This window comes from Rhizobium sp. SEMIA 4085 (assembly GCF_013004495.1).
Taxonomy (GTDB): domain Bacteria; phylum Pseudomonadota; class Alphaproteobacteria; order Rhizobiales; family Rhizobiaceae; genus Rhizobium; species Rhizobium gallicum.
Window position 1 is genome coordinate 1 of record NZ_JABEPH010000069.1, and the last position, 19,865, is coordinate 19,865.

Sequence of the window (19,865 nt, forward strand, 5' to 3'; positions counted from 1 at the left end):
AACCGATGGTGGAGGTATAGGGCGCCGAATTATTCGGGAATCTGGATTTCCAGTCGGCTGGGATCTTGCCGGTCTTGCTGGCGATCGCATCGATATCGCCTTCGAGTGCGAGGGTCACGACATCGGCCTCAAGACCATCGATGACGGACCGCGCCTGGGCGCCCGAGCCGCCGTGCGAGGTCTGGATCGTGACCGTCTCGCCGGTGTCCTTCTCCCATTTTGCGGCAAAGGCGGCGTTGAAATCCTTATACAATTCACGCGTTGGATCGTAAGACACGTTGAGAAGCGTCTGATCGGCTAAAGCCGGGGCAGTGGCGCCGATTGCGACGCTGCCTGCAAAGACAGCGGCCGCGAGGAGCCGGGTGATCCGTATTGACGGCATGGGGAACCTCCTTCGTTCTACTTAAACTCTATCAACTTGGTCGTATAACGAAACGAAAGTTCTTCCGGTTCCTGATGTGCTTTTAGAAACCCATCCCATTCCGCTGGCGAAAACGAAACGGACGTCCCGACCGTCACCGATCGTGTGCCGGAACAGAAAAGCACAGCCGCGCTCGCCATGACACCGGTGAAAACATCGCGATCCGTACAATCGATGACAGGCCCACGCCGTATGCAAAACGATTTCTAAATCGAAACATGGACGTCAGAAGCAAGGCTCTGACGCATTGTCACGGTCGCGAATCTTCAATGAAACTCGAATAGAATTCATCGACGTTTTTCGCCTCGCGCATCGACACGACGACGCCGTCCGATTGCAGGCGCCGAGCGATGGCGGCAAGCACATTGAGATATTCGCCCCTGTTGCTTTCTGCGAAAAGCAGCATGAAGGCGATATCCGTCGGCAGATCGTCGATCGCCTGAAAATCCAGCGGCTGGGCGAAACGCACCAGAAGCCCACGCGGGCTTGTCATGCCGGCGATCGCCGCATGCGGTACGGCAATGCCGTTGCCGAGGCCGGTCGAGCCGAGATTTTCACGCCTTTCCAGTGCCTGGACAATCGTCTTTTCCTCCACGCCGAAGGCCTTGCCGGCCTTTTCCGCGAGGCTCTGCAGCGCCCGCCACTTCGTCGACACGGAAACGCCGATGAAGGTATGCTCCGGCCGGAAAATATCTGCGAGCTTCATGTCGTTCTCGTTGTCTTGCTGGCACGGTGATTGGGGAAGTTCAATCCCGCTCCCTGAGGCGATAGCCGACCCCGGTTTCCGTGGTGATATATTGCGGCTGGTCCGGAATCTGCTCCACCTTTTGCCGCAGTTGACGGACGTAAACGCGCAGATACTGAACGTCGGCGGCCGGTCCCCAAACCTGTTTCAGGAGGAACTGATGGGTCAGCACCTTGCCGGCATGCTGGGCAAGGACGCGCAGGATATCGTATTCCTTCGGCGACAGCTTGATTTCTCTGTCGTCCACCTTGACGATCCGCTTGACGAGATCGATCGAAAGACCGCCTGTCTGGAAGATTGCCTTTTCTCCCTGCTGCTGCAGCCGGTGGCGGAGCGCCACGCGAATGCGGGCCCCGAGCTCGTTGATTCCGAAGGGTTTCGTCACGTAGTCGTCGGCGCCGGTTTCAAGCGCCTTGACGATGCCTGTCTCGTCGGTGCGGCTGGAGAGGATGACGACAGGCATGGAAAGGCCATCCTCGCGCCATTCGCGCAGCAGGTCGTGACCTGGCTTGTCGGGAAGACCCAAGTCCAAAACCACGAGGTCCGGCTCACCATCTTTTACCGCTTGGCGGGCGCTGGCGGCATTCGGTGCCTCTTGAACCTCGTAGCCCTGCGCGCTGAGCCCGACGCGAAGCAGCTTGCGGATCGGCGGCTCGTCGTCGACGACGAGGATCTTCACGGCGGAATTGGTCATTTGAGCTCATCCCGCTTTGGAATGTCATCGGCTTCAGGCAAACGGATGGTAAAGACGGCGCCGCAGCGATCCTTGCGGTTTCCGGCATCGATGGTTCCGCCCATCGCTTCGATGAAGCCGCGGCAAATGGAAAGGCCGAGGCCCGTTCCGGCGCGCACCTGATCTCTCTTGCGGACGCGGTAAAAAGTGTCGAAAACGCGTGTCAGGTCAGGTGGGGGAATGCCCGGTCCTTCATCGGCAATCTGAATGACGACATTGCCAGCGTCGACAAAGCCCTCGATGCGGATTGCCGAGCCCTCGGGCGCATATTTAGCGGCATTGTCGAGCAGGTTGAAGAGCGCCTGTTCGAAAAGCACCGGATCGACACGCACCATCGGCAGGTCGGCCGGCATGATCATCGGGGCCTCGTGACCCTCAAGAATCTTGGCGGCCCGCCTGAGCGCGCTGCCGGCGATGTCGCCGGGATAGTGAAGGCCGTCGTTCGGTTCCATGGCTCCGGATTCGATCTTCGTCATGTCGAGCAGGTTGGCGATGAACCGGTTCAAGCGTTCGGATTCATCGATGATCGTCGCCAGAAGGTCGTTTCGGTCTTCCACCGGCATGGAGCCGAAATAGTCGCGCAGCGTGCCGGCGGCACCGAGGATTGCAGCGAGCGGGGTCTTCAAATCGTGCGAGATCGATGTCAGCAGGGCGGAGCGCAGGCGATCGGCTTCGGCGGCAAGCTTGGCGCGATCGACATCGGCGACAAGCTGTATGCGCTCGATGGCAAGTGCTGCCTGATCGGCAAGCGCATCCAGGAGCCGTTGCTGTTCGGGTGTAAAGAGCGGGCCGTCGCGGCGATCGCTGTCGAGACCGATGACGCCGACGGCGGTGCGCCCGGTTCTAAGCGGCACATAGAGGCGCTTCGCACCGGGCAGGGTGTCCGCACCGCGCCCGGCGGCGTGATTGTGTTCCCAGGCCCAGCGTGCCGCGGCGATATCGGCATCGTCGAGCGTATCGTCGGGCGGATATCCAGCCTTGACGGCGATCGTACCCCCTTCGGGCAGGAGCAGGACGACCCGCACCTTAAGCATCGAGGCGATCTGAAAGGCCGTTGCCCAGAGTACATCGTCGAGCGTGCCGGTGCTCGCAAGCTTGCGGGAAAAAAGATAAAGGTCCTCGGTGGTGCGCGCACGCTGGCGGGCGGCCGCTGCCTGGCGCTGAACGGTCGCTGTGAGATTGCTCGCAATCACGGCAACGCCGATGAAGAAGAAAAAGGCGACCACGCTTTCGGGGTCCCTGATCGTCAGGGTGAAACGCGGCGGCAGGAAGAAGAAGTTGAAGGCAAGTGCGCCCAGAATGCAGCTGTACAGCGCCGGCCGCAATCCGTGGAGGACGGCGGAGGTGAGCACGGCCATCAGGAAGACGAGAGCAAGGTTGCGCACGTCCAGAACCTGATCGAGCACCGTGCTGAAGGCGAGTGCTGCCGCAACGTAGATCGTTGCAAGCACATAGGCCTTGATGTTGAAGGCCGGCAATGCGGGTGCCGGCTTGACGCCGCGGCCTGCATTGCCGCCCTTCTCGTTGCCGGAGATGACGTGAACGCTGATACCACCGGCGCGCCGGATCAGCTCGTCGACCGGCGAGTGCTGAAACCATTGGCGCCATGGTGCCTTCACCGGTGATCCAACCACGATATGTGTTACGTTGTTGGCGCTTGCGTGGCGAAGCAATTCCTCGGCAACCCCGGCGCCGGGAAGGGTCAGAGCCTCGCCGCCGAGCCGCTCGGCAAGGCGCAGCGTCGCAGCGATCGTATCGCGCTGTTCTTCTGTCAGACTGACCGACTGATTGGTTTCGATATAGACCGCTGACCATGGCGCGCGCAGCCGCGAAGCCATGCGCGTAGCATAACGCACCAGCGAGGCTGAGCGCGGATGCTGATCGATCGAAACCAGCACACGCTCGCCGGCAGCCCAGGGACCGGAGATGGCGTGCGCCTGCATATGGCTGACAAGCTGGTCATCGACGCGCTGTGCGGTCTTGCGCAGCGCGAGCTCCCGGAGCGCCGTCAGATTTCCGGGCGTGAAATAGTTGCTCAGCGCGCGTTCGGCCGTTTTCGGCACATAGACCTTGCCGTCGTGCAGGCGTTTGATCAGGTCGTCGGGCGTCAAATCGATGATCTCGATATCGTCGGCCAAGTCGATCACCGAGTCCGGTACGGTCTCGCGAACGCGGATACGGGTGATCTGCGAAACGACGTCGTTTAGGCTCTCCACGTGCTGGATATTCAGCGTCGTATAGACATCGATGCCGCGGTCCAGCAGCTCCTTGACATCGAGATAACGTTTCGGGTGACGGCTGCCTTCGGCGTTCGTGTGGGCGAGTTCATCGACGAGGACGAGATCCGGCTTGCGGGCGAGGATGGCGTCGAGATCCATCTCCTCCAGGGTGTGCCCCTTATACTGGACCTTCGCCCGAGGAATGGTACTGAAGCCGTCGAGCAGCGCCTGCGTTTCCTTGCGGCCATGCGTCTCAACCACCCCGACGACAACGTCAACGCCGTCCGCAAGTTTTGCCCGTCCGGAAACCAGCATTTCATAAGTCTTGCCGACGCCAGGGGCGGCGCCGAGAAATATCTTCAACCGGCCGCGCGTCTCGGCGCGCGCTTTTACTAGAAGCGCGTCCGGCGAGGGCCTGGCGGCCTGATCGCTTCTATCGTCCGGCATTCACGTAATCTTTCTTTGTCCGCGGGCCCTGGAGTGCCTATGATCGTCCGGGCCTTTCAACCTTTACTGAGTCATAGAAGCATCGAGAGACTGGTTCAATGCCAGCACATTGACCGTGGGTTCGCCGAGGATACCGAGTTCAGGGTGCTGTATGGCGCCGTCGACCAGAGCCTTTACCGCGGCCTCGTCCAGGTTTCGGGCCTTGGCGACGCGCGGTACCTGGAAGTAGGCGGCGTCCGGCGAGATATGCGGGTCAAGCCCGCTTCCGGAGGCGGTCACGAGATCGATCGGAACCTCTGCGCCAGGGTTGATGGCCTTGGCCGCTTCGTAGTCGGCCTTCACGCGGTCGATCAGCTTTTGGCTGGTCGGGCCGAGGTTTGAACCGCTGGAGCTTGCGGCATTGTAGCCGTCACCTGCCGCCGAAGGACGGCCGTGGAAATACTTGTCGCTGGTAAAGGCCTGGCCGATCAGCGCCGAGCCGATCACCTGGCCGTCCTTCGCGATCAGGCTGCCGTTTGCCTGTGCGGGGAAGAGCGCCTGGGCGGCGCCGGTCATGGCAAGCGGATAGACAAGGCCGGTGATGGCCGTAGTGGCAACGATCATGACGATTGCCGGACGAAGTTGTTTCAACATTGCTCGTACTCCTTATGCGAGGCCGGCAGCGGTGATCAGCATGTCGATCGCCTTGATGCCGATGAATGGGACGACGATGCCGCCAAGACCATAGATCAAAAGGTTGCGGGAAAGCAGGGCGCCGGCACCAATCGGACGGTAGCGCACGCCTTTGAGCGACAAGGGGACCAACGCGATGATGATCAGCGCGTTGAAGATGATTGCCGAAAGAATGGCGCTTTGCGGCGTTGACAGACCCATGACGTTGAGAGCAGAGAGCTGCGGATAGAAGGTGAGGAACATCGCCGGGATGATGGCGAAGTACTTGGCGATATCGTTGGCGATCGAAAAGGTCGTCAGCGCGCCGCGGGTCATCAGCAGCTGCTTGCCGATTTCGACGATCTCGATGAGCTTCGTCGGATCGCTGTCGAGGTCGACCATGTTGCCCGCCTCACGGGCGGCGACCGTGCCGGTGTTCATCGCGACACCGACATCGGCCTGGGCAAGGGCTGGTGCGTCGTTGGTGCCATCGCCGCACATGGCGACGAGCTTGCCTTTCGCCTGCTCCTCGCGGATCAGTGTCAGCTTGTTCTCCGGCGTTGCCTGAGCCAGGAAATCGTCGACACCGGCTTCTGCGGCGATCGCAGCCGCAGTCATCGGATTGTCGCCGGTGATCATCACGGTGCGGATACCCATACGACGCAATTCTGCGAAGCGCTCGCGGATGCCACCCTTGACGATATCCTTGAGCTGGATGACGCCAAGCAGACGGCCGTCACGGGCAACGGCAAGAGGCGTGCCGCCGGCCTTGGCAATTTGGTCGGCAATTGTCTGCAGTTCCCTGATTATGTTGCTGTTGGTTCGCAGGGCGACGGCGGCGTTGCCCGAAACCGACGTGGAACCGGAGCTGACATAGGCGAGCACGGCATCGACAGCGCCCTTGCGGATCGACGAGCCCTCGACATCGACCCCGCTCATGCGGGTCTGGGCGGTGAAGGGTACGAAATGCGCCTTCAGGCCTGCCATCTCACGGCCGCGAATTGCGTATTTCTCCTTGGCAAGCACGACGATGGAACGGCCTTCGGGCGTTTCATCGGCGAGCGAAGCGAGCTGGGCCGCGTCGGCAAGCTCCTGTTCGGAGACGCCATGGACCGGATGGATGGCTGTTGCCTGACGGTTGCCGAGAGTGATCGTACCGGTCTTGTCGAGCAGCAGCGTATCCACGTCGCCGGCGGCTTCGACGGCGCGGCCGGACATGGAAAGCACGTTGAAGCGGACGAGACGATCCATGCCGGCAATACCGATTGCCGAGAGCAGGGCGCCGATCGTCGTCGGGATCAATGTCACGAAGAGCGCGACAAGAATGATGATCGGGATCGAGCCGCCGGCATAGATCGCAAAGCTCGGGATCGTCGCGGTCGCGAGCACGAAGATCAGCGTCATGCCTGCAAGCAGGATATTGAGCGCGATCTCGTTCGGTGTCTTCTGGCGTTCCGCACCTTCGACGAGCGAGATCATGCGATCAAGGAAGGTCGATCCGGCAGCCGCCGTGATACGCACGCGGATCCAGTCGGACAACACCTGCGTGCCACCGGTGACCGCCGAACGATCACCGCCCGATTCGCGGATGACCGGAGCGGATTCACCGGTAATTGCGGCTTCATTGACCGAGGCGACACCTTCGACGACTTCGCCGTCCGATGGAATGATGTCCCCGGCTTCGACAAGAACAAGGTCGCCGACCTTCAGGCTCGTGCCGGGGACCATGCGGTAACCGGTGCCGTTATTGGCGGTCAGCAGCTTGGCCTGTGTTTCGGTGCGTGCCTTGCGGAGTGAGTCCGCCTGCGCCTTGCCACGGCCTTCGGCGACGGCCTCGGCGAAGTTGGCAAAAAGCACCGTGAACCAGAGCCAGAGATTGATCTGGAAAGAGAAGCCGAGATTGCCATTGCCCGCCACAAGATCGCGCAGGAAGAGGACGGTGGTGAGCACCGAGACCGTGGCCACAACAAACATGACCGGGTTTCTGGCAAGCGTGCGCGGGTTAAGCTTCTTGAAGGCGGCGCCCACGGCCGGAATGACGATGCGAGAATCCATGATGCTCGCGGATTTTGCCTGGCTCATAAGAGACTCCAGCTTGAGACGAGGTGAGGCGACCGGCTTTCCGGTCAGCCATGGAAAATTCTAAGGGCGGCGAGGATGACGAGGAGATCGGCCATCATGACGAGAATGATGTCGGAGGCGCGCGTCAGCCGCTCACGCTCACGTCCAGGCAAACCGGGACGTGAGAGGATTTGCGAAGTCTGTGACGAAGGGTCATGTCTTGTCTTCATCTCAGAAGGTTTGGCCGGCGATCATCATCAGGTGCTCGATGACCGGGCCAAGCGCCAGCGTCGGGAAGAATGTTAGGCCGCCGACGATCAGTATCGTGCCGCTCAGAAGGCCGACGAAGAGCGGGCCGTCGGTCGGGAAGGTGCCTGCCGAGGCAGGCACCGTCTTTTTGGTGACCAGGGAGCCTGCGATCGCAAGAGCCGGAATGATGACCAGGAAGCGGCCCATCAGCATGCCGATGCCGAGGGTGATGTTGTACCAGGGCGTGTTGCCCGTCAGGCCACCGAAAGCCGAGCCGTTGTTGGCCGCAGCCGACGTATAGGCATAGAGGATTTCGGAAAAGCCGTGCGGGCCGGCCGTGCCGATCGAGGCGACGGCCGACGGAATCACGCTGGCAATCGCGGTGAAGACCAGCATCGCCAGAGGCAGGCAGAGAATGGCAAGAACGGCCATCTTCATCTCTTTGGCCTCGATTTTCTTGCCGAGATATTCCGGTGTACGGCCGACCATCAAACCCGCGACGAAGATCGCGATGATGACAAACAAAAGGATACCGTAGAAGCCTGCACCGACGCCGCCGACGATGACTTCACCGAGCTGCATGTTGATCAGCGGAATGAGGCCGCCGAGTGCGGTGAAGCTGCCATGCATGGCATTGACCGCACCGCAGGAGGCGGCGGTGGTGATAACTGCAAAGAGCGAGGACAGGGCGACGCCGAAGCGGACTTCCTTGCCTTCCATATTACCGCCATTGAGACCAAAGGCATGCATCAGCGGATTACCGGCAGCTTCAGCCCAGTAGGTGACGCCGACGCCAACGACGAACAGGATGCCCATGGTGGCAAGGATCGCCCAGCCCTGGCGCTGGTTGCCGACCATGCGGCCGAAGACGTTGGTCAATGCGGCTCCGATCGCAAATATCGAGAGCATCTGCACGAGGTTTGAGATGGCATCGGGATTTTCGAAGGGATGCGCGGAATTGGCATTGAAAAAACCGCCGCCATTGGTACCGAGCATCTTGATTGCGAGCTGCGAGGCGACGGGGCCAACGGCGATCGTCTGCTTGGCTCCTTCAAGCGTCGTCGCTTCGACATAAGGACCGAGCGTCTGCGGCACGCCGAGATAGACATAAACAAGTGTCAAGACGATGCAGAGCGGCAGCAACACGTAGAGCGTGCTGCGGACCATGTCGACCCAGAAGTTGCCGATCGCCTTACCGGATGCGCGCGCAAAGGCGCGGATCAGGCCAACGGCTATGGCGATACCGGTTGCTGCGGAAACGAAATTCTGAACCGTCAGACCAGCCATCTGAGTGAGATACGACATCGTGCTCTCGCCGCCGTAATTCTGCCAGTTTGTGTTGGTGACAAAGCTGACGGCAGTATTGAAAGAGAGCTCTGGCGGAACGGCAGCCATGCCAGCCGGATTGTAGGGAAGGCCCGCCTGCAGGCGCATCAGTGCATAAAGAACCAGCACGCCCATAAAATTGAAGAGAAGCATGGCGAAGGCATAGGAGGTCCAATGCTGTTCTTCACGCTCGCCAGTGCCGGCAATGCCGTAAAGCCCCCGTTCGATCGGAACGAGGACGGGTGAAAGGAATGTGCGCTCGCCATTGAAGACACGCGTCATGTAGCCGCCGAGCGGTTTGACGAGCGTAATGAGGATCCCGCAGTAAAGCAGGATTTGAAGCCATCCGTTGAGGGTCATGGGAGATAACTTTCAGTACCCGGCTGCTTCTTAGTCAGAAGCGCTCGGGGCGAATGAGAGCGTAGATGAGGTAAACGGTCAGAAACACCGTTACCGCACCGCTTAGGATGTAATCGAGCGTCATGATGTTTCTCCGTTCAGAGCCTGTCGCAGGCACTGGTATAGGCAAAGCACAGTGCGAAGAACGCCACCGCGATGCCGAGCAGGATGATGTCCATCATCGATCTTGACTCCTGTTGTTGTTCTTTGGAGTCAGACAAGACAAAGGGCACCGTCTTTGAAAGATGGCGCCTTTCGTGCTTTCTGGCGTGGAGATGATCTTGCTGATCTCTCGAGCATCTATATGCGGCCGAACCGCATAAAGGTTCGAGACGGGGCGGCGAGCGCCAATATAAAAATCTTATAAATGCCCTGGCTACCTTAGCCTACTCCCGGCTGTCCTTGCCGCCTGCGCATAAGGTCAATCGAAGGCTCAGCGCGAAGGGCATAACTATTTGGCTGCGATCGCGGTGAGAAGCACGTTGGAGGCGCCCGCCGGCCGCCGAGCGGTGGCGATCAGCGGGCCGCGCTTGGAGCGCGTCTCGCTCTCAAGCAAAGGCATAGGAGCCGTCTGGCCGTTTCGGGACGCGCCGTTGCCAATGAACGTAACCTTCTTCAGTCATTGCCTCTTCGTCCATCTCCACGCCCCAGCCGGGCCGGTCGGGCCGCAGTTCCAGATAGCCGTCCTTCGGCAGATAGGGATCGACGACATATCGTGTCTCACCCTGCCGTCTTTCTATGTCGTTGCCGCCATAGACATAGGCCTGGCCCTTCGGCAATCGGTATTCGAGAATGCGGAAGTTCTGGGCGGCAGCCGAAAAGTGAACGTTGACCGCGGTCGCCAGCGGACCCATGGGGTTGTGGGGTGCCACGCCGACGAAGAAAGCCTCGGCGAGAAACGCAATCCGCCGCATTTCGCTGATGCCGCCAACCACGCAGATGTCGGGTTGTATCAGATCTGCGCCCTTAACCTGCAGCAGGCGCAGGAACTCATTTCGATTGTAAAGCGATTCCCCGGTTGCGAGCACACAGTTGAGCCCCTGCTTGAGGTCGCCCCAGGCTTCGATGTTTTCCGGACGAAGCGGTTCCTCGTAAAACAGCGGATCATAAGGTGCGAGCGCATTGCCGAGCTGGCGGGCTGCGATCGGCTCGAAGATCTTGGCGTGCGCATCAAACGCAATTTCATAGTCGTCGCGCACCGTTTCCCGCAGTGTGCGAAAATAGTCCGCCGAGGCTTTGACGACGTTGCCCCAGCGATGGGCGTGCATGTCGATGCGCCACGGGCTGAGCTTGAAAGCGGTAAAACCCCATTCAGCGTTCAGACGGTCGAACTCGTCGCGGGCCGCCGGCGCATCCGGTGCCGTATAGACGCCCGCATAGACCTTGATGCGATCGCGCACCTCGCCACCCAGAAGCTTGTAGACGGGAACGTTTGCGGCTTTGGCGGCAAGATCCCACAAGCAGTGATCGAGGGCGGAGATTGCAGCCAGCCCCAATGCGCCTGGCGGAAATCTGCTTTGCTGGATGAGCAGATTCACGAGATAGTCGACACGTGTCGGATCCTGGCCGGACAGGAAGGCGTAGAGATAATCCAAGAGCGGCGGAAGCGCCTTGTCCGGACCATGGTTATAGCATTCGCCCCATCCTGTCAGGCCGTCATCCGTGTCGAGGGCGACGATGACGCGGGGACGGTCCTTGTCGCGGGTCATGAAAGCCCGCATGCGGTCGATCTTCATCTTGTTGTCCTTCTATCGATTGAAATAGGCGCGGCGCGACAGACGTGTCTGCACATAGAGATGTTCGTTGTAGGTTCCGGGATTGTACGAGCCGGCATCCTCCGGCACGGGTATCGAGACGTTGCCGCCACTTGGGAAGCGGGCCACGAACGTCTCATCGATGTCGCAGCCGAGCCCCGGCGCATCAGGAACTGCAATCAATCCGTCGACCTGCTCGGGATGAGGCACGATCGTCTGCCGGCGGCCATCCCAGTCGTCATCGATGCGCTCGAGGATGAGGGCGTTGGGTATCGCAGCAAGCACGTGCAGGGCCGCATATTCGGCCACCGGGCCAAGCGAGCCGGAATGCGGTGCCACCTGGATATGGTGCGCCTCGGCCATTGCCGCAATCTTCTTCATCTGCGTAATGCCGCCAGCCCGGCCGGTATCGGGCTGGATCACGTCGACCAGTTCTTCTTCGATAAGTTCGCGTTCGCCGAAGATGGTCGCCGAACGCTCGCCGGCCGCCAAAGGCACGTGCGCCGCATCGCGAATACGCCGATAGCCATCGGTGTTGTCAGGGGCAATCGGATCTTCGACCCAGAAGAGTTCGTATGGCTCCAATGCCCTCACCAGCCGGCAAGCATCGGCAGGCGTCAGCCAGGGCGGTCCGTGCAGATCGATCGCAATGTCGATATCGTTGCCGACCGCCTCGCGCAAAGCAGCGACCTTGCGGACCGGATCGGTCACCCCGCCACACTTGATCGCCTTGATACCGCGCTCCTTGGCTGCAAGCGCCCGCTCGGGGGTGTTTGCATGGGAGTAGATCGGGATCCGGTCGCGCATCTTGCCGCCGAGCAGCATCCAGACCGGCACGCCGAGCGCTTTTCCCTTAATGTCCCAAAGCGCCATGTCGATGCCGGTCATGGCGCCGCCGCCAACTGTTCCCAGCATGCCGTGGCCCATCATGGCGATATGCATCTTCTGCCAGAGCCGTTCGATATTGGCGGGATCCTCGCCGATAAGCAGTGGTGCGAGATCGTGTATTGCCGTCTCGATGACCCGCGGCCAGCCCGAGCATTCACCGATGCCGGTGACGCCCTCGTCGGTATCGAGCTTCAAGAACAGCCAGTTTCTGCTGCCCGGTAGCATTTTGGACGCGTCGTCTTGCGAGCGCGTGTCCAAGGCCCGTTTCGAGGGGGCAGGTTGGCCCGCATGCATCAGAAAGGTTCTAATTCCGGTGATCTTCATCGCACAGAACTCCCGTTCTTCAAGTTGCCTGGTTCGACGTAGCGGAAACGCCGCGTGCGATCGCGATCGCGGGGGTCGGGGCGCGGAATGGCGGAGATGAGCGCTTGCGTGTAGGCGTGCTCGGGCGTGTTGCAGACCCTATCCGCATCCCCGACCTCGACAAGCCGGCCCTTGTACATGACGCCGACACGGTCGCACATGTAGCGAATGACGCCGATGTCGTGGCTGATGAAGATGTAAGCAAGGCCGAGTTCATCCTGCAGGCGCATCAAAAGGTCGAGCACCTGGGAGCGGACGGATACGTCGAGCGCCGAAGTCGCTTCGTCTGCAACGATGACGCGCGGGTTGAGCGTGATGGCGCGGGCAATTCCGATGCGCTGACGCTGGCCCCCCGAAAAGGCATGCGGATAGCGTTCGCGGCTCGCAGGATCGAGACCCACCTGTTCCATCAGGTGGCAGACGCGCTCGTCGAGCGCCCGCCCGCTCGCGACGCCGTTGACAAGCAGCGGCTCGCCGATGATTTGAGACACAGTCATGCGGGGATTGAGAGAGCCGAAAGGATCCTGGAACACCATGCGCAGTTCGCGTCGGGCCGTGGCAAGCGTCTGTCCTTTCGCCGTCGCCAGATCGATCATGCCACCATCGGCGCGGCGATAGACGATCTCGCCGGCCGTCGGATCAATGAGGCGCATGATCGAGCGACCCATCGTTGTCTTTCCTGAGCCGCTTTCGCCGACGATGCCAAGCGTCTCGCGTGGCAGGAGCGAAATGGAAATGTCGTCGAGCGCTTTGACCTCGCCGAAATCCACTGAGACGTTGCGGAGTTCGAGGATTGGCGCTGCCGTCTTGTCGAGCGGCGTCCTCGCCAGCCTGATTTCGGCCTTGGCTTCCAGCTTCAGAACGGAGCCGATCAGCATTTGGGTGTAGCTGTCTTTCGGGGCATGAAAGATCTGCTCGACCGGCGCATATTCCTTCGCAACGCCGTTGTGCATGACAAGCACGTCGTCGGCGATTTGCGCCACGACGCCCATGTCGTGCGTTATGAAGAGCACCGCCATGCCATAGGCCTTCTGCAGCCGGGCAATGAGGTCGAGGATTTCGGCTTGCGTGGTCACGTCCAGGGCCGTAGTCGGCTCGTCGGCGATGAGCAGTTGGGGCTTGCATGCGAGTGCCATCGCGATCATTGCGCGCTGGCGCATGCCACCCGAATACTGGAAGGTATATCGATCGACCGCTTTTTCCGGGAATGGAATTTCCACCTGCTGTAGGAGGGATATCGCTTCGGCGCGTGCTTGCGCCTTGCTCATTCTGGTGTGAAGGCGGAGGGCTTCGATGATCTGGTCGCCTACCGTGTGCACCGGCGACAGTGACGACATAGGTTCCTGGAAGATCATCGCGATATCGCGACCACGTATGGCGCGGATTTGGCGCCCACGCGGGCTGAGACCGACGAGATCAACGGGACGGCCGTCTTTGCCGTTCAGGACGATAGAGCCTGCGCAGATGCGGCCGGGCGCGTCTACAATCTGCAGAATGGAACGCGCCGTCACCGACTTGCCGGAACCGCTCTCGCCGACGACGCAGAGGGTTTTTCCCGGATCGATCGAAAAGGAAAGATCGTCAACCGCGCGAAGGACGCCGTTGCGCAAGGCAAAGTCGACGGTCAGGTTGTTCACCTGCAGGAGCGGTCTGCCGCCGGTGATGGGAACCATGTCAGTCATGCCGGCCTCATTTGTTATAGGGGTCGGCTGCATCACGCAGGCCGTCGCCGAGAAGATTGAGCGCCATGACGGCGACGACGACGGCCGCCCCCGGCATGAAGAGCCACGGCGCCGTAGCGATTGAACGTATGTTTTGAGCCTCGCGCAAAAGCACACCCCAGGAAATGGTCGGCGGCTGCAGGCCAAGGCCCAGGAAGGAGAGGGAGGTTTCCGCAAGGATCATCGCCGGCACGGCAAGCGTGATCGACGCTATGATGTGGCTTGCGAAACTCGGCAGCATGTGACGAAAGATGATGCGCCTTTCGCGAACACCATCGAGTCTTGCGGCGGCTACAAATTCCTCGGTGCGCAAGGACAAAAAGCGACCGCGCACGACACGGGCAAGCTGCGCCCAGCCGGTCAGCGACAGAATGATGGTAATCATCATGTACTGAAGCGCAGCTGGCCAGCCCTGCGGCAGGGCGGCCGCCATCACAAGACAGATCGGGATCGTCGGCAGGGACAGTACGAAATCGATCAGCCGCTGCGTGAAGAAATCGATGCGGCCGCCGTAATATCCGGAAATGCCGCCGAGGACGATGCCGAGCATCAGCGAGAAGAAGACGCCCACAAGGCCGATCGACAGCGAGATCTGAGATCCTTGAACCGTCCGGCTGAAGACGTCGCGCCCGAGCCTGTCCGCTCCGAACAGAAGAAGGGGCGAGGTCTTCTCGGATGATGCGAGCAGATGGATGTTGGTGCTGAAAAGGCCGAGCACGGAATATTCATAGCCGCGCCCGAACAGCCGGACGTCGACACGCTTCGTCCGGTCCTCCCTATAGATCGCGGCAAGAGTTTGCGGATCACGGGTAAGCTTCAGCGGATAGTAGTGAAGGCCAATGGAAATTCCATCGCCGGTATCGATGAGGTGCAATCTCTGCGGTGGATGGAAGGTCGCCCGAGCGTTCTGAAGGTTCGGATCGTTGATGGCGAAGAAGCCCGGAATGACGGCAACGATGTACATCAAGAGGGTGACGACAAGGGCCACCATGGCAAGCCGGTGCCGACGAAAAGCCCACCAGACGAGCTGCCACTGCGAGGCGACCGCGGCGCGATCCGGTGCAAGATTTGTGACGGCAATGTCGGCCATAAGGGCTCCCTATTCCAAGCGGATGCGGGGATCGACGAGCGCAAGCAGGACGTCGCTGATCAATGAGCCGATCAGCGTGAGCGCGCAGATCAGCAGCACGAAGGCGCCAGCCAGGTACATGTCCTGTGCCATCAGCGCTTGCAGCAACAAGGGCGCTGCCGTCGGCAGATTGAGGACAATGGCCACGACGACGGAGCCGGAAATCAGGTTTGGAAGGAGCCAGGCAATCGTCGAGATGAACGGGTTCAGCGCGATTCTTAAGGGGTATTTCACCAGCAGCCTGAACTCGGAAAGACCTTTTGCCCGTGCCGTGGTGACGTAAGGCTTCGGCAGTTCATCGAGCATGTTCGCGCGCATCACGCGGATCAGGCTTGCGGTAGAAGACACGGCCAGAATGATGACCGGAAGCCATATATGCGAAAGAAGGTCGAGAACCTTGGCGATGCTCCAGGGCGCAGTCTCGAACTCGGATGAAAAGAGGCCTCCGACATCCTGGCCGAACTCGACAGCCGCGATATACATGAGCACCAGCGCCAGCAGGAACGACGGAATAGCCAGCCCGAGGAAGGTGAAGGCGGTGAAGAAATAGTCGCCGATCGAATATTTGCGAACGGCAGAAAAGACGCCGATCGGCAATGCGATCCCCCAGGTGGCGATGAGTGTCGAAAGAGCGAGCACCAGCGTCAGCGCCATACGCTCCCAAATGAGGCCAGAGACGGGTTGCTGCCATTCAAAGGAGATGCCGAAGTCGCCGCGGGAAAGGATGCCCCATATCCATTTAAAATACTGCACGAGCATCGGGTCCTCGAGGCCGAAGCGCTCACGCAATTGCGCCGCGGTGTTTTGATCGATGACTTCGTTCGATGCCGCAAGCGTCGCTATATATGTCGTGACGTAATCTCCCGGCGGCAGCTGGATAAGCACAAAGGCAAGGAAGCTGACGGCGAAAAGGGATGGGACCATCCATAGAAGGCGTTTAGCGATGAAGACCAGCATGAGACGTCTCTTGCATTAAACACCGCTCCCGAGCTGCGGGCAGCGCGCTTGAAAGGAGCGCTGCCCCGCAAAGGGACGGCGCTGGAGCGGCAAAGTCAGCTCGTGAAGCTAAATTGCTGGGGCAGTGCAGGGCCTGGATTTGGCCAGGACCAGCTGTCGGGCTGCTTGCCTGGAACGTTGTGCAGGTTGTTGCGGATGATGCCGAAACCGCCGACGGCAAGGCAGAGACCGACTGTCTCGAATTCGTCAGCTGCAATGTCGAAGATCTGCGTCATGATTGCGCCGCGCTTGGAAAGATCGGCGGTGGAACGGGCCTCGTCGAAAAGCTTCATGCGTTTCTTCTGACTTTCCGGCGGTTCTTCGCCGCGTGCGCCGTTCGACGTATACCAGAGCGACCACGGAATGGCGTAGCGCGAACCTTGCGGGTGGAAGGCGAAGAAGTCGCGCGGGTCAAGCATCGGATCAAGACCACCGGGACCCGGCCAGACTGCCGCATCATGCGCGTTGTCGTCGCCGCGTGTGTAGTAGAGGGCGCGCTCGATCGTGTTGACCTTCATCTCGATACCGATCTGCGCCCAATGCGCCTTGACCAGCTCCAGGGCGTCGACGAGATCTGGATAGAGCGTCGGAATGACGTCGACTGCAAAAAACACTTTTTGGCCGTCGGGCCGGAGACGCGACCCGCTCCCATCCATCTTGTAGCCGGCCTGATCCAGCATCGCGCCGGCCTTATCAGGATCATATTCGCTAAACTGCCGCGCGAGCTTTTCATGGTACCAGGGGTGTTCTGGGCGAGGCCCGGCCTGATAGGCTTCGCTCTGGCCGAAATAGACGATGTCGATCAATTCCTGCCGGTTGATTGCAAGCGAAAGCGCCTGCCTGAACGACTTGTCGGCAAACATCTTGCGCAGTGCAGGATCCTTGTGAGTCATATTGAAATAGATCTGGCACTGCTGGGAGGCGGAAGGCACCAGCGACAGCAGGCGATAGCCGCCTTTTTCCATGTTCTGGGAGAGCGTCGGCTTGTTTGAAAGAACGCTGATATGGCGTTCCTGGATGTCGATCTTTCCCGAGATGACATTCAACATCAGTGATTCCACGTCCTGCGAGATGCTGAAATTGATCTCGTCGATATAAGGAAGCTGGTTGCCCTGGGTGTCGACCTGCCAGAAATAGGGGTTCCGGGTCATGACGACGCGCGTCGCGCCACCGCTGTAAGGCTCCTTCACAATCCACGGATCGAGCGTCGGCTTGTCGGGATTGCCCCACCGCGACGGGATCTCGATATCGCCGCAACGCGCGCGGAAGAGATCGGTCCAGCTTCCCACATCTGCCTTTTTCACTTCTTCGGCGATATTGGGATTGTACTTCGGCAGGAACTGGCTGCAGTAGTGCTTCGGAAAGAGTGTCGGATGCTGGCCAAGAGGTGTCGCGAGATTTTCCAGATAGAGCGCGTTTGCCGCTGCAAAGGTGAACTTCACCGTAAAATCATCGATCTTCTCGACCTTGACCGCCTTGCCGGCAACAGACAGCTGCGCAGGTGTCGAGCTGTAGAGCTCGCTGTTCTTGACGCAATCTTCAATGGCGAAGACGATGTCGTCGGCGGTAAAAGGATGACCGTCGGACCAGCGCACCCCTTCGATCAGGTGGAAGGTGAATTGCGAGGCGTCGTCGTTGATCTCCCAACGTTCAGCGAGGTTGGGCATAACTTGCGTAAATTCCAGGTTCCAGCGCACGAGGCTTTGGTTGCCGACCATACGCAGGATGCCGTTATGGTCGGATGAGCCCCTGAGACCGCGGCGGAGCGTTCCGCCATAGGTGCCGACCTTTTCGAAAGGTGTCACGATCATCGGCTTCTTTGGTAGCCGTTCGGCAAGCGGCGGCAACTCTCCGTCCCTGGTAAGCTGCGCCCATGCGGGCGCCTCGCCGCCTGCCGCAACGACGCGTCCAGCAATGGATAGAGCTGCCACACCGGCCATGCCCCCGAGCACGGCGCGCCTGGTCACGCCGCGAGACAATATTTCATCGCGCATCGAAGTTCCTCCCCTTTTGTGCCGGAACGACGCTGGTGTGAACCGGCGCGACGAGCTCCAACTCGGCGCAAGACGCCCTAATCAGCGCCATGAGCCGACCATAGACATGTTCTCAAATAATTACAAGAGTTGACAGATAATGACAGATTTAGTAGCCCTTCGACATCGAGAGTGATTGTAGTCACCGCAAAAGACGGTCGCGGGGGAGTGCGAAGACGTGGATCTGCCGGGTACTGCGTGCGAAAAACTGAAGCCTGTGCCAGCAGCGGCGCTGACGGCAGTGCTGTTGAAGCGCGGCTTGCGAAATGTCGTCATTCGCGGCGTTGAAAAGATCAATGCGCAGGCGCCGCGCCCGGTCGGCCCTGCTGTGGCCGTCTGCGCGGGTGATGCTATGGTCGGCGACAACGATGTGGTCGCCATTCCCGCGGCAATATCGCAGGAGATCGCGAACGTGGCCCTCGTGCAAGCGGCCCTCGAAGATTTCGAAGCGCGGAAGGGGGCCGGGCAGAGCATATCCGGCCCTCACGCTCCCGGTGATGGGGCCTCTGCGGAAATTGCTGCCTGGCGACAGAAAGAAGGACGATGATGAAACTGTCGGCCGTTGCCGATCCCAGCAGGGGCGCAACACGTTTCAGCGACATCATCTACGAGAAGATCGTGGGGATGATCGCGGACGGAAACTTTCCGGTGAATGAACGGCTGCCGCCGGAATCGAAGCTTGCCATCATGTTTGGCGCATCGAGGCCGGTCGTGCGTGAAGCGCTCGAGCGTTTAAGGGTCGATGGACTGGTCGTCTCGCGCAAGGGGTCGGGCTCCTATGTGCGGCAGCGACCAGACTCGTCCATGCTGAAAATGGTCCCGGTCGGCTCGCTTGCAGACGTTCAGCGCTTCTTCGAGTTCCGCGCCGGCTTGGAGGCCGAGGCTGCCGAACTTGCCGCACGCAATTGGCAACCAGCCGACAAGGAGCGGATAACGGCTGCCCTTTCTGCGATTGAACAATGTCTGAGAGACGGCAAGCTTGGCGCCGAGGAGGATCAGGCGCTTCACGATGCAATTGCCATGGCGACTGGGAACCAGTTCCACATCACGGTACGCGAATGGTTCGGGCCGCACTTCGCAATCGGACATTCCGTGACGCGAAGCTTGAGCCTCAAACGTACGCCCGAACAGATACGCAGCGTCCAGGATGAACACGCGGTCATCGTGGCGGCGATCTTTGCGCGAAACGAAGCCGAGGCCCACGACGCTATGAAGAGACACATATTGAATGCGCGCGCCCGCATGTTCCAGGGCGTTTGAGCGACAATGGGAGGAAGAAAGATGAAGCGGCTTGCCCTCACAGGCGCTGCCGGGCGGGTAGGCACATTGCTGAGGCCGCTTCTTCGGCCGCATGCCGAGCACCTGCGCCTGATCGACATCGACGAGCCAGCAGCGTTGGACAGGAACGAAAGCTTCGTGAGAGCCGATCTTGCAAAGCGCGATGAGGCAAATGCTGCCCTGCAGGAGGTTGACGGCGTAGTTCATCTGGCCGGAATAGCAAGCGGCGTCGACATGCGCGCTATTTTGGATGCGAATGTCCTCGGCACTTACAATCTCTATGAAGCGGCGCGGATCAATAAGATTGAACGGGTGGTTTACGCCTCAAGCAACCATGTGACCGGTTTTTATCCGCGCGGCCAGCTTGTCTCGCCGCTGGATCCGATGCGTCCGGACAGCCCCTACGGGCTTTCCAAGTGCTGGGGCGAACTGGTGGCAGGGTTATATTACGA

19 protein-coding genes are annotated in these 19,865 nt (G+C 60.2%); 3 read left to right on the forward strand and 16 right to left on the reverse strand.

Annotated features, from left to right (window positions below):
* The 16 genes from C9413_RS09805 to C9413_RS09875 all read right to left on the reverse strand — a co-directional run.
* A partial coding sequence (locus C9413_RS09805; protein ID WP_170250411.1) for an extracellular solute-binding protein occupies positions 1 to 382 on the reverse strand: 382 nt, incomplete at its 3' end.
* Positions 383 to 671: 289 nt separating this feature from the next.
* Complete coding sequence (locus C9413_RS09810) at positions 672 to 1,127, reverse strand: PTS sugar transporter subunit IIA (protein ID WP_170250412.1); 456 nt, start codon at positions 1,125 to 1,127, stop codon at positions 672 to 674.
* Positions 1,128 to 1,167: 40 nt separating this feature from the next.
* Positions 1,168 to 1,860 (reverse strand): response regulator transcription factor, encoded by a 693-nt coding sequence (locus C9413_RS09815; RefSeq protein WP_040115322.1) that lies wholly within the window; start codon positions 1,858 to 1,860, stop codon positions 1,168 to 1,170.
* Positions 1,857 to 4,565, reverse strand: a complete 2,709-nt coding sequence (locus tag C9413_RS09820; RefSeq protein ID WP_170250413.1) for a sensor histidine kinase KdpD — start codon at positions 4,563 to 4,565, stop codon at positions 1,857 to 1,859. The genes C9413_RS09815 and C9413_RS09820 overlap by 4 nt, the downstream gene beginning before the upstream one ends.
* 63 nt (positions 4,566 to 4,628) lie before the next feature.
* Positions 4,629 to 5,198: a potassium-transporting ATPase subunit KdpC gene (gene kdpC / locus C9413_RS09825; protein ID WP_040115324.1), complete on the reverse strand. Its 570-nt coding sequence runs from the start codon at positions 5,196 to 5,198 to the stop codon at positions 4,629 to 4,631.
* Between the two features lie 12 nt (positions 5,199 to 5,210).
* The gene (kdpB, locus tag C9413_RS09830) at positions 5,211 to 7,298 is read right to left on the reverse strand and encodes a potassium-transporting ATPase subunit KdpB (protein WP_040115325.1); all 2,088 of its coding nucleotides are present in this window, start codon (positions 7,296 to 7,298) and stop codon (positions 5,211 to 5,213) included.
* A 44-nt stretch (positions 7,299 to 7,342) separates the two neighbouring features.
* Complete coding sequence (locus C9413_RS09835) at positions 7,343 to 7,507, reverse strand: hypothetical protein (protein WP_166677419.1); 165 nt, start codon at positions 7,505 to 7,507, stop codon at positions 7,343 to 7,345.
* Between the two features lies 1 nt (position 7,508).
* Positions 7,509 to 9,212, reverse strand: a complete 1,704-nt coding sequence (kdpA, locus tag C9413_RS09840) for a potassium-transporting ATPase subunit KdpA (RefSeq protein ID WP_040115326.1) — start codon at positions 9,210 to 9,212, stop codon at positions 7,509 to 7,511.
* A 34-nt stretch (positions 9,213 to 9,246) separates the two neighbouring features.
* Positions 9,247 to 9,336: a K(+)-transporting ATPase subunit F gene (gene kdpF / locus C9413_RS09845; RefSeq protein ID WP_040115327.1), complete on the reverse strand. Its 90-nt coding sequence runs from the start codon at positions 9,334 to 9,336 to the stop codon at positions 9,247 to 9,249.
* 13 nt (positions 9,337 to 9,349) lie between these two features.
* A complete protein-coding gene (locus tag C9413_RS34190) occupies positions 9,350 to 9,472 on the reverse strand; it encodes a hypothetical protein (RefSeq protein WP_267285123.1) in 123 nt (40 codons plus the stop codon).
* 327 nt (positions 9,473 to 9,799) lie between these two features.
* Positions 9,800 to 10,987 (reverse strand): galactarate dehydratase, encoded by a 1,188-nt coding sequence (locus tag C9413_RS09850; protein WP_040115328.1) that lies wholly within the window; start codon positions 10,985 to 10,987, stop codon positions 9,800 to 9,802.
* Positions 10,988 to 10,999: 12 nt separating this feature from the next.
* On the reverse strand, positions 11,000 to 12,217 hold the full coding sequence (locus C9413_RS09855; protein ID WP_040115329.1) for a mandelate racemase/muconate lactonizing enzyme family protein: 1,218 nt from the start codon (positions 12,215 to 12,217) through the stop codon (positions 11,000 to 11,002).
* A complete protein-coding gene (locus C9413_RS09860; protein WP_040115330.1) occupies positions 12,214 to 13,938 on the reverse strand; it encodes an ABC transporter ATP-binding protein in 1,725 nt (574 codons plus the stop codon). Before C9413_RS09860 ends, C9413_RS09855 begins: the two co-directional genes overlap by 4 nt.
* A 7-nt stretch (positions 13,939 to 13,945) precedes the next feature.
* On the reverse strand, positions 13,946 to 15,067 hold the full coding sequence (locus tag C9413_RS09865; protein WP_170250414.1) for an ABC transporter permease: 1,122 nt from the start codon (positions 15,065 to 15,067) through the stop codon (positions 13,946 to 13,948).
* A gap of 9 nt (positions 15,068 to 15,076) precedes the next feature.
* Positions 15,077 to 16,063 carry an ABC transporter permease gene (locus tag C9413_RS09870; RefSeq protein ID WP_040115332.1) on the reverse strand — a complete coding sequence of 329 codons (987 nt, stop codon included), beginning with the start codon at positions 16,061 to 16,063 and terminating at the stop codon, positions 15,077 to 15,079.
* A gap of 95 nt (positions 16,064 to 16,158) precedes the next feature.
* Entirely contained in the window at positions 16,159 to 18,096 is a 1,938-nt protein-coding gene (locus C9413_RS09875) for an ABC transporter substrate-binding protein (RefSeq protein ID WP_040115333.1), read from the reverse strand.
* Positions 18,097 to 18,313: 217 nt separating this feature from the next.
* On the opposite strand from C9413_RS09875, the gene C9413_RS09880 reads away from it, so the two are divergent.
* The 3 genes from C9413_RS09880 to C9413_RS09890 all read left to right on the forward strand — a co-directional run.
* Positions 18,314 to 18,682 carry a hypothetical protein gene (locus tag C9413_RS09880; protein WP_052451779.1) on the forward strand — a complete coding sequence of 123 codons (369 nt, stop codon included), beginning with the start codon at positions 18,314 to 18,316 and terminating at the stop codon, positions 18,680 to 18,682.
* Positions 18,682 to 19,395 (forward strand): FadR/GntR family transcriptional regulator, encoded by a 714-nt coding sequence (locus C9413_RS09885; protein WP_040116537.1) that lies wholly within the window; start codon positions 18,682 to 18,684, stop codon positions 19,393 to 19,395. Before C9413_RS09880 ends, C9413_RS09885 begins: the two co-directional genes overlap by 1 nt.
* A 21-nt stretch (positions 19,396 to 19,416) precedes the next feature.
* Positions 19,417 to 19,865 (forward strand): NAD(P)-dependent oxidoreductase (locus tag C9413_RS09890; RefSeq protein ID WP_170250415.1); only part of this gene is annotated, 449 nt, incomplete at its 3' end.